This is a genomic window from Acinetobacter modestus (assembly GCF_014636095.1).
Taxonomy (GTDB): Bacteria; Pseudomonadota; Gammaproteobacteria; order Pseudomonadales; family Moraxellaceae; genus Acinetobacter; species Acinetobacter modestus.
Map to the genome: position 1 here is coordinate 1 of NZ_BMDV01000015.1, position 11,225 is coordinate 11,225.

13 protein-coding genes are annotated in these 11,225 nt (G+C 32.8%); 11 read left to right on the forward strand and 2 right to left on the reverse strand.

The annotated features are described in order from the left end of the window. From IEV17_RS16760 to IEV17_RS16805, 11 genes are all read left to right on the forward strand, one after another. Positions 1-895: tyrosine-type recombinase/integrase (locus IEV17_RS16760; RefSeq protein ID WP_264822619.1), on the forward strand; the 895-nt coding region annotated here is incomplete at its 5' end. 52 nt (positions 896-947) lie between these two features. Further along, complete coding sequence (locus IEV17_RS16765) at positions 948-1,112, forward strand: helix-turn-helix domain-containing protein (RefSeq protein WP_188363589.1); 165 nt, start codon at positions 948-950, stop codon at positions 1,110-1,112. 13 nt (positions 1,113-1,125) lie between these two features. Further along, complete coding sequence (locus IEV17_RS16770) at positions 1,126-1,410, forward strand: hypothetical protein (protein ID WP_188363590.1); 285 nt, start codon at positions 1,126-1,128, stop codon at positions 1,408-1,410. 16 nt (positions 1,411-1,426) lie between these two features. Beyond that, complete coding sequence (tscT, locus tag IEV17_RS16775) at positions 1,427-1,744, forward strand: type II toxin-antitoxin system toxin TscT (protein ID WP_188363591.1); 318 nt, start codon at positions 1,427-1,429, stop codon at positions 1,742-1,744. Between the two features lie 118 nt (positions 1,745-1,862). Further along, positions 1,863-1,997, forward strand: a complete 135-nt coding sequence (locus IEV17_RS17275; protein ID WP_264822620.1) for a hypothetical protein — start codon at positions 1,863-1,865, stop codon at positions 1,995-1,997. 69 nt (positions 1,998-2,066) lie between these two features. Then, the gene (locus IEV17_RS16780) at positions 2,067-2,309 is read left to right on the forward strand and encodes a hypothetical protein (RefSeq protein WP_188363592.1); all 243 of its coding nucleotides are present in this window, start codon (positions 2,067-2,069) and stop codon (positions 2,307-2,309) included. A 124-nt stretch (positions 2,310-2,433) separates the two neighbouring features. After that, on the forward strand, positions 2,434-3,294 hold the full coding sequence (locus IEV17_RS16785; protein ID WP_188363593.1) for a hypothetical protein: 861 nt from the start codon (positions 2,434-2,436) through the stop codon (positions 3,292-3,294). Then, entirely contained in the window at positions 3,275-4,297 is a 1,023-nt protein-coding gene (locus IEV17_RS16790) for a hypothetical protein (protein ID WP_188363594.1), read from the forward strand. The genes IEV17_RS16785 and IEV17_RS16790 overlap by 20 nt, the downstream gene beginning before the upstream one ends. A gap of 1,358 nt (positions 4,298-5,655) precedes the next feature. After that, positions 5,656-7,701, forward strand: a complete 2,046-nt coding sequence (locus IEV17_RS16795) for a DnaB-like helicase C-terminal domain-containing protein (protein WP_188363595.1) — start codon at positions 5,656-5,658, stop codon at positions 7,699-7,701. Positions 7,702-7,715: 14 nt separating this feature from the next. Continuing rightward, a complete protein-coding gene (locus IEV17_RS16800; RefSeq protein WP_188363596.1) occupies positions 7,716-8,132 on the forward strand; it encodes a hypothetical protein in 417 nt (138 codons plus the stop codon). A 749-nt stretch (positions 8,133-8,881) separates the two neighbouring features. Further along, a complete protein-coding gene (locus tag IEV17_RS16805) occupies positions 8,882-9,226 on the forward strand; it encodes a hypothetical protein (protein WP_188363597.1) in 345 nt (114 codons plus the stop codon). A 562-nt stretch (positions 9,227-9,788) separates the two neighbouring features. On the opposite strand, the gene IEV17_RS16810 is transcribed toward IEV17_RS16805, so the two are convergent. Further along, positions 9,789-10,220 (reverse strand): hypothetical protein, encoded by a 432-nt coding sequence (locus IEV17_RS16810; protein WP_188363598.1) that lies wholly within the window; start codon positions 10,218-10,220, stop codon positions 9,789-9,791. Then, positions 10,205-10,804, reverse strand: coding sequence for a hypothetical protein (locus IEV17_RS16815; RefSeq protein ID WP_188363599.1), 600 nt, complete (start codon positions 10,802-10,804; stop codon positions 10,205-10,207). Before IEV17_RS16815 ends, IEV17_RS16810 begins: the two co-directional genes overlap by 16 nt. Positions 10,805-11,225 lie beyond the last annotated feature (421 nt).

Here is an 11,225-nt window from a genome sequence, read left to right on the forward strand (position 1 = left end):
ACAGACGCAAAGCGTAAATACAGAATTATTGCACCGCTTCTTGAATTATATTGACGCGTCAGAAAAGACAGTACAAACATATACAAGAGCTTTAAAACAATTCTTTAAGTATCTTTATGAACATAATATTACACAACCTACACGTAGTGATGTATTAGCGTTTAGAGATTATTTGCGTGATAAAGGGCGTAAACCTACAACCATTAAAAGTTATATCGTTTCTGTTCGTTTGTTCTTCCAGTGGACTAATCAAGAAGGCTTTTACCCTAATATCGCCGATAAGATTAAGGGGGCTAAATTAGACCAAGCACATAAGAAAGATTACTTAACGACTGAACAAATTAAAGATGTATTAAATAACATTGATATATCTACTGTGACGGGTGCAAGAGATTACGCCATAATATCACTTATGGTTACGGGTGGATTAAGAACAATAGAAGTATCACGTGCCGATATGGAAGATATAAGAAATGTTGGGGATAGTCCCGCGTTATATATACAAGGTAAAGGCAGAGAAGAAAAAACGGAATACGTTAAATTACCGCTTCAAGTATTTAAAGCTATTGGGCGCTATCGTGAAATGTTAGATAAACAACATGAAGTATTATTTACATCTACAAGCAATAATAATAAAGGAAAACGCCTTACAACTCGTAGCATTAGCGGAATAGTTAAAAAAAGATTAAAAGAAGCAGGTTACACGAGTGACCGTTTAACAGCTCACTCATTACGTCATACGGCAGGAACATTAAACCTTATGAACGGTGGGAGTATAGAAGAAACACAACAGCTATTACGTCATTCTAATATCAATACAACAATGATTTACTTACATCATTTAGAACGATCTAAAAACCAAAGTGAGAAACGTATCGCAGACGCATTATTTTAAAAACTAATATTCCCAAATATGTGGGAATTAAAAATAAAAGGAGTTTTACATTATGGCAATTAAAACGTACACAGTAGATGAAGTAGCTACACAATTAGATATATCACCTCGTACAGTGAGGGAGTATATCCGCAAAGGGAAACTGAAAGCCGTTAAAGTCGGAAATAAATACATCATTTCTGAGGATAACTACCGCGATTTTGTAAATGGTAAATAGTAGGAGGTAGTCAATGGATAATAAAGAAACATGGAAACTAATGCAAGAGCATTGGGAGCTAGTCGGACACATTCAAGCAAACGCAAATACGCTTAACTATATTGATGAAGTACGTGAAGAGTTTGACGGAGTAATGCGAGAAAGTGCATCACTTACAAGATTAGAAACACGTTTAATAAACATATTGAAAGATGATATAAAAAAATCTCAAAAAACTTCAAAACAGTTAGATGTGATAGCTGGAGTTAAAACTTCTAATGTATTAAATTTTGAAAAATCGAAAATGTTGAAAAAATAAATGGAGGTAATTTCGAATGAATTGGGAAATGAAAAATTTACTTTGTGATTTAGAAATAGTAAAAGAAAAAATTGATGATGTAATAACATCTTTCACATGGTTTGACGAGGAATACTTCACTCATGAACCTAATCATGTGCTAACTGAAAAAGAAATATATACGCACGGATGGAAATATCACGATATGCGTATCAAAAATACACAAACGATTGATTTAATGTGTATGTATTTAAAAGAATTTGATAACTTACTAGATAAATTAAAAAAGATAGATAAAGAAAACGACCGCGCCCACGACGAAATAGGCAACGGTCAACACAATGACGAGCAATAAAATAAATTATCACTCTATTTCAGTATAGTATCATAAATATATTTTAATTGAAATATAATGAAGCGACCTATCCAATGTGACGGGTCGCTATCATGCTATTAAATAAGGAGCTTATATTATGAAATTTTTAGACTTTGTTATTCCACTTATTGCAGGCGCTATTGTTGCGTCAGTAAGTAGTTATATCGCTTATAAACAAACAAAGAAACTATTAACTAAAATAAACTATCGCAAATCTGCAACAGGACGCTGAGAAACGCATTTCTGAGCATTGAAACTTAACGATACAGATTACTAACTAACAAGCGAGGTGTATAAATTAATGAATATGAAATTAAAGTCATTACTTAATAAAGCAATCGACCAAACGGAATATTTACAGAGCGGAACTCCATTCAGATTAACTAAACTGTTCCAACTCAATTATTTAGATCAACACTTAAACGAGGACGAACGTAAAGAGTTAGAACTTGCTTACTTTATTGCTTATAAAAACGGAACAATAAAAGGTATCGAGTTTAATAAAGAATATATGCACAATCGTTCTGAATATATAAAGCTATAATGTTCAACTTCCGTAAATAATAGTTAGCAGAAGTTAAAAAAGGTAGTTACATGCTACCTATGTGTTATACGATAGTTACTGATATGTTATCTATGTTTTAAACGGTCACAGGGGAGGCGTAATAATGCGTGAGTACGATTTACAAAATGATTTATTAATACCTTATGAAAACGGAACGTTAACTACTGTAAGTAATTCAGTAACTGCGATTATAAAAGGTATTGAAGATAAAAAGAACGCTGATTTTTTATCTTATATCGGGGCTTTTATAGATACTCATTTTATTTATGAGTTTTCTAGTTTCTTTGAAACACCTTTATATCAAGAATTAAACGAAAAAAGTATTGTTAATTGTATAGGTGAGTTAATGACGAGTAATGCAGAAGCGGGCGAACAATCCGAAGTTAAAGAGGAAGTTTATAATATACGAGAACTTTATAAAATGAATGAAAAAATATTTGACGCTATAACAAAACGTGCGAGTGATTGGCTCATTAGACAAAAAGAATTAAAGGTATATATATATGATTGTATGATTGAAGTTTATGACTATTTATTAGGTGAAAAAACCTTTAGACAACCATATGTAAAGAATTTCTTTATAGATAAATTACAAAGCGCAGAAGCTAAATATTTAGAAAGTGAGCTTGATTTAATCACTTTGAAAGCTACCGCTAAAATGTACCCGATGTATGAAATGCAAGCCTTTATTGATAAGAATAAAATTGATATAAAAGATATATTTAGTAAATGGAATGCTTCTAACGATATGATGAAAACACATTACAACATTAACATCGGGCATTTTGAAACAAAAGATTTAAACATAGCTAATAAATTGTATAGTAGAAAACTAAAGAGATTAAACACTAGACAAAAATTTGCTAAGAATATTGACGGATACAGCGGTGAATTTTTAAACAGCAAGGTATTAGACAAAGCTTATTTTGTGGTAGGTGAAGCGAATGACAAACAAAAACAATAAATTTAATTATCGTCCTAATGCTACTTCCATAAAGAATGCTACACCAGAAGATCTTAAAAGTATTGAATTAATGGAATACCAAGATCAAGCGCTTGCTACCTTTCATGTAGTAGATAATTCGCCGTTATCGCACGCGTTAAAAAGAACAACAGCAACACAAGAACAGTTATCCTTTTTCTCACCAGACCCACCTAACACAAGTAAGCTAGACAGTGGCGAATTTATAATAACCGATCCAAACATTGATGAAATACGAATTGACCCACAAGACGAGATAATTTTACGTGGTGTGAGTAACTTATATGAAAAAGAAATTGAAGATAAAAATATTGTTCGTTGTAGAATATCTTCACTCATTCGTGAGGCTTATGGTTATCCTGCAAAACAAAAAATAAGATACAAAGAATATAAAGACTTTATGCAAAGACTTGATAAACTATCAGCAATTAGAGTGAAAATTCAATTTGCAGAAGAGGGAAGCGGAATTATAGACGCAGAGACCAAACACATTATGAATAGTATTCGCAGACCTATTGTAGAATTTATTGAATTAACTAGTGAGGGTGAGCCGTCATCGAAAGACTGGATTGTATTCAAAAGTAAACCTATTATGTATGACTATTCAAAACACAAAAAGTATATTGAACACGTACCTAAAACAGTATTGCAAGCACCTAAAGGCGTAGTTAACAACAATAATTATAGAGTACTAGTCACCGAATTATACAGACGTATTAATCAATACAAACGCGCATTAAATGGCAAAGGTAAAATTAAATATATTGATAATATGCAAAAAATTAATTACAACAAATTATTTGAAGAATGCGATATGAAAAACATAACACCAACTCAAAAAACAAGACACAAAAAAACAATCAATTTGATTATGAATAAATTTGTAAATGATGATCATATTATAAAAGATTACTTTGAATACGATAGTAAAGGTACTACACAAGGTAGACCAGTAGGGATTAAATTTTCACTCAATGAGGAGTAGGCATAAATAAAATGTCTGCTTCTTTTTTTATGCTCAAACTTTAAAAATCGAAATGACCGCTTCACTATACATAGTTACTAATATAAATATTATGTAAACCCTAATAGATAAAAGTTTTAGTTTACTACACAATGAAAGTTTATAAGTTCATACAATCCCCCACTCCATTCATTTATTAGTATTTTTTAGTAATAGAGAACGGTGAGGGGTGGGGTATCAATTATGCGTGTAATCCAATATGAAATTGTTGGAAAATGTGGGAAAGATTTCAATTATTAGGTGCAACAAAATGCAACATATCAAAGAGTTTTAACTTTCACATAAGGGGGCGCTCCGTTGTGATTGGGTCATTAAGCAATATACAGATTTTGCATTAGACTTGATTCCACTATTTCATGCTAATTTATGCTAATTATAGAAGGTTTTAAATCGTCTTTAATATGAGTTATATCAATGTATCTAGCAAATTTTAAAATTTAAAAATTAACATCGAGAAAAAGAGAGTGATTAAGCAAAGAAACGACATTAACGACGGGTTAAAAAAGAACATAGTCATTTTTGACTTTATACCTTTAATTAACTTTAATTTTCGAGAGATTTAAAACTATATAGAAGCTATGAGCCTCTAGGTGTAGAAAATGATTATTAATTTTAATAATTAAAATACTACTTTTTACTGCATTTCATATTAAGTTTTCTTAGGTAGTTAAACTTACATTGAATGTTAAGTATTGTTAAGCTTCGTTTAATAAGTGGGGGGGTATTGGTTTATACTCAGCCCCAATGTGGGTTCAGTAATATAACTGAATAGCTATATATATTTAACCGGCTCAAAAATGAGCGCGTACTTATATTATTGCAATTATGAGCTATGACGTAACGAAACGTTACCCCTAGCAAAACCTAGCACAGCTATATCGACCACGCAGTTTAGTGATTAAAGGGTATCCCTATTTTATAGACCCCTTTGTGATATTCGGCATTTTCGGCACCTAGAAAAAAGAAAAACAGCTTTTTCGACTGCCATAAAAAAGACGATTTTTTTAATGAGTTATAAAAAATGGAGTTTTCGGACACCATAAAAAAGGAAATTTGCTTCAAAAATTATCGAGGGGGGGGTCGTACAAACGTGTAATTAGGGTCGTACAAACGTGTAATTAGGGTCGTACAAACGTGTAATTTCGAAACTTAACTAACACTTACTTACCGTAAGTATCAACCCCGATATTTCGTTTTCTATATATATAATAAATATAATAGTCGTTCCGCCCCTTTGTTTACACAAGGGCGGGAACTCCATACAATCACAGGAGAGAGACACAACTTTGTGATTGGTGAATAACAGGGAGGTCAACACAATGGCTTTATATAAAGACGACGAAATTAAAAGAATAAATTTTGAGGCAATACCTCATGAAATGAAAATCATTCCGCAATGGTTTTTATGGAAAGCAAAAGATACAGGACGCACAGACGGCAAACTAGCTAAGTACCCGACGGATATAAACGGTAATACAATTTCATGGAACAATACAGATAACTTATATATGTTTGATGAAGTAAAAAAGGTTTACGAAAGTAGCAACGAGTTTGCAGGGATCTCATTCAATGTGGTAGGTAGTGGATTAACAGTTATAGACATAGATATGAATGTAAATACTGAAACGGGTGAAATAACTGAAATCAAACCAACAGAGAAGCCTTTTCTTAATGCAGGATATGTTGAGCATTCTGTAAGTGGTCGAGGGTATCACGTCGTGTTACAGGGTGATTTACCTAGCGAATTAGCCCAAGAAAAGAATGTATATGACAAAGACGGGAATAAGTTAGAAGTCTTTCATAATAGTGGTTATATTGCTATGACGGGTGATGTTTATAATAATCATTCACAAATTGATAACAAAGAAATATCAAAGCAATTTATTAAACATCTTTCACAAAATTACCGCCCTAAAGGACATACCTTTGAAAGCCATTCAGAAGCCCATACAGAGCCAAAACAACTTTCAGATAGTATTAAGCCACCTAAAGTAAATACAATCGACGTATTGCGTTTATGGTTTAACACAGGCGGTAAAAAGTTAAAAACTAAAAATGTTAGCAAAAGAGATTTGTGGGAACGTAGTTATGAAGCAATGCAGGCATATAACAACGATCGTTCAGAAGCTAGTTATGCAATCATATCGGAACTAGCTTATTTTATGTGGGACAATCCTCAAGGCTTGTACGATATTGTTATAAATAACACTTATTGGAACGATCCCGACAACTATATGAAAGACAACGCTAAACGATTGCAACATGATATTAAGAAAGCTATTAGTGAACGTAAAGCTAGTGGCCATTTATATCAAGCACCCGCTTCAAATAAAAATACAGTAACCGAAACAACAGAAGCGGAACAACGACAAAACGAATTACTAGAACACTATAATAAATCTAATGCAGGCGCTGGGCTGGTTGATTTCATTAACGGTATTAAAGAAAATGCTAATACCCCGCCAACATCTACAGGCTTCCCTATATTAGATCATGTCTTAAATGGTGGCATACGTGAGGGCTTATATGTGATAGGTGCTATATCTTCATTAGGTAAAACAACGCTCGTACAACATATAGCTGATAACATTGCTCAAAACGATACAGACGTATTATTTATTAGTTTAGAAATGGCACGCACTGAATTAATGAGTAAATCAATATCGCGTGAAACTTATCTTGATACTATCGAATATGGTGGGAATATTAGAAATGCTAAAGTATCATTGGATATAACCGACGGAAGTAAACACGAAAACTTTAACAATGATGAGAAGAAACTTATACAAACAGCAATTAAACGCTATTCAGAATACGCGGACAATATCTATATTGTTGAAGCTTTTGGGCAAATCGGTCATGAAGATGTAAGGCAACTTGTAGAACTGCATACACAACGCACAGGACGCTCACCCGTTGTAGTTATCGACTACTTACAAATTATGAAACCCGCAGACCCTAGACAGACCGACAAAACAAATACCGATGTAGCCGTGAACTCATTGAAGCGGTTAAGTCGTGACTATAAAACACCAGTGTTAGCCATATCCTCCCTCAATCGTGAGAGTTACAACCGACCTATGTCTTTGAGTGCATTTAAAGAAAGCGGAGCAATAGAATACTCAAGCGATGTACTAATAGGATTAGACTTTACTAAGATGTTAGATGATCCAACAAACATGGACTTTGAAGAAGAAAAAGACAAGACACCAAGAAACATAACATTGACGATATTAAAAAATAGAAATGGTAGAACTGGTAAACGAATTAATTATTTATATGATCCGAGATTTAACCATTTTGATGAAGATGAATATTATACGAAGCAAACTAAAAAAGAAGTTAAAAAAGCTAAAAGAGGTTAAAGGTGTGATGTTGTATGAATAATATTGATGATGTAATTAATAATATGTTTGATGATAAGAAAAAAGTCACTAATAACAATCAATCAAAGTTACGACAATCTGTTAAAAAAGTTATTGATAACGAAAGTAAGAGTATTAAATTAGATTTCAATAATACATTTCAGAATAATAATTCTGTTCAATCAAACAAAGATAATAAACGAATACAAGAAGCTCAACGAACACATGAGGAAGCGAGACAAATACGCAAAGATATGCAAGAGACCAAACGCATTACAGCCGAACAACGTACAGCTATATTGAAAGCGTTGAATAGTGGTAATACTCCGCTTCATGAAGTCTTTGAGATGTGCATTGATTGTATTGCGCTAACTGTGAATGATAAAGCATTTAAACGACAAGCAATAAAGAGTTATAAAGAAAATTATTAAAGTAAATATGCTATTAAGGGGCTGAATTTCAACCCCTTTTTATTTATATTATGTAATACCTATATTTTGCTAATTAATAGTTATGCTATATTAATATATATGTCTTGTGTAGCAAGCCTATGCGTTGTCTTGTTAAGGAGGGTTGCACCGATGAGACGACAAGAAAATGACGAACCGACTAAAACGTCATTTTTTAGCATATCAGTAGTGTTGATACATTTTTTAATAAGTCAGAATGACTATCTGACGAGTGTATTTAACTTTTTAACGGAACTTATTAAACTGATTAACTAATCATAACTAAATAAGTATCAAGCCCCAAACGCTTTAAATATCGGGTACGACGATTTGTACTGATTGCAACGTATAGTGCAAGACTGCAACATCAAGATATATAAGCGTGAGGGGTATTTTTGTGCATAAAAAAAGCCACCTAGAACGAGAAGAGAACTAGGCGAGCTTTTTGCTATTACGAGTGACTAGTTCATAATAGCTAGATCATATTTCGGATTGACTAGATCCGTTGGTTTGCACCAATGAAACGTTTGTTCATATCAGTAAATACATAATAACATATATACTGATATAAACAACAAAAATATATATAAAATACACATTACTATATAAGTAAAATTCTTAATAAATGTTACGGAAAAGACCCACTAAAAACGCGTTATGTCGACTTTTATCGACTGTTTTCATGTATTGTAATATGTTATAATAAGGGTATAGAAAGTGGGGTGAAAATTATGCAAAAAGAGAATATAAAAAAGGCACAAAATGAAATTCCCGAAGAACATTTAGCCGTGTTACAGGAAATCAAAAATGCGCCTAATAAATATATTACCAAAGAAAAGCTATTAATAAAATTAGAAATGCCAAATAGTTATTGGCGTACGCTCAATAGTATTATTAGCGACCTCATTATCAAATACGGGTACGTTATAGGAAGCACCCGACAAAATGGTTATTACTTATGTGAAAGTGATGAGGATATAGACAAAGCTATTCATACGCTTGAAACTCTCAACGGTGGTATTTTTAGAAGGATTGAAGTTTTACGCAATGCTAAAGAGAATAAAGAAAGAGCTTAAAGTACAAGGGCGACGTATCGGTGTCAGATACGTGCCTTTTTTTATGTAAAAAAATCAAGGGCGCTTATATTATAGTTATCGAGAAATATCTATAACCGCACGCGGTTGAGTTTCTTCAATAGTTGGAGAAATACGACGATGTCGTCGCTTTTAAAATGTTTTGTCAACAAAACTTTCCGCTGTGCAACGGTTTAACTTCGTTAATATATATCCAGATATTTCACCAGTGCAACATTTCTATACTTTGTGTACTATAGTACACATTCATATTGTGAATACGTACCACAATATAAGTCAGCGCTGTCTTATTGTCTAGAAATCTAGACAATAAATACTTTGCAAATTTTGCAAAACCTAAAGTGTTCGACGTTGAACGATTTAAAAAGCGACCACATGGTCGTATTTGTCCAACAGTTAGACAAAGTCAACCGAGCGCTCGTTCCTCATAAAAAAACACGCCTATCCAATGTGTAAGGACAGACGCTAACAGGCAACATAACGCTATTTGTTGGGTATCGGTGTCAATTATTATTATAACATTCTTGTTGTTTTGAGTATAATGTTATTGAGACGAAACAGCCATAAAATAATTTGTGAAAACCACTACTACAAGAGCAACTAAAAAAAGTATTATCCACCAATTTTTATTATCTAATATAGCTAACACTGATAAAGCCATCGTAATAGTTTGCAGTGTATAAACTATTGAAGAAAATATTTTGTCCAAAGCATCATGTTTTTTTCTTAACTCAGTGTTTGGTTTGCTTCTTGCTTTTAGTAAATAACCGAATATTTCTTTTAGTCCGCCACCGAATACTAATCCTGATATAGCTAGAGCTATTTTATAGACGTCACTATCAGTGGCTAGTTTAACATTAAGAAATATATTTTTTGATAATAAAGCAATCGGAATTGAATAACCTACTCCTAAAATGATTAAATTAGTAAACATTATTATTACTACATTTTTCTCTATTTTTATTCTTTTTTCCACTTCCTAAACTCCCACATACTCATAGATTTTAATCGTTCTATCTCATAACTCATATTTGAGTTTTGCAATTTGTATTGATCCCGCTCATCTTGTAATTGCTCATTTAAAGCACGTAGACGCTCAATTTCTTCTTGCATTGGTTTAGTATCGTCTTGTGTATTAGAAACGTCTGAAATAGCTTCTGTGACGTTCTGAAAGTGTTTTTCTAATGTACTATTAATGTTATTACTAATGTATTTTGATAATTCTTGTTTAAATTGCTCAACGTCCAAACGATCTACATCTTGTGACTGTTGTTTTTTCGGCAGAGATTGCAGTGCCTCCGCTTCTGCTTCCCCTTTTTCTTCTTTAACTATCACATAATGTAATGCGTCTTTTATAGCACCGCCAGTTAGTTTATAACGTTCTAACGCCTCGCTAATGATTTGTAAATCATGCTTACTAAATTGCCTAGCGTTTTCTACTTTCTTAAATGAGTACCCCACAGCTTCCATATGTTGAGCATAAACCCTTAATGATGAAGCGGACACACCTAAAAGTTTACTAGCATTTTTAGTTGTAGTGAACCCAACAGAGTTAGTCAATCGCCTTTCACTCCTTTCATATCAATGCTTTAATGTATAGGCAACAGACCCAACAGCCTATATACTGGTGCCGATATGTTGGCACCTAACGCCCTACTATTGCGATAGGCGGGCAACAGTGTCGCCCAATCAATCGACCAACTATTGCCCTTCTAACATACTACTACATGTTATCTATTTGCAAATAATAACTAACTATATGTTAACTATATACATTCTATGTGTTGACTATTTACGTTATTATGTTATAATAGAATTACGGAAAGGGTGAAAGCTATGAATGAAATACAAACAATTCATAATCAAAATGAGATCCAACAGACGCAAAGCGTAAATACAGAATTATTGCACCGCTTCTTGAATTATATTGACGCGTCAGAAAAGACAGTACAAACATATACAAGAGCTTTAAAACAATTCT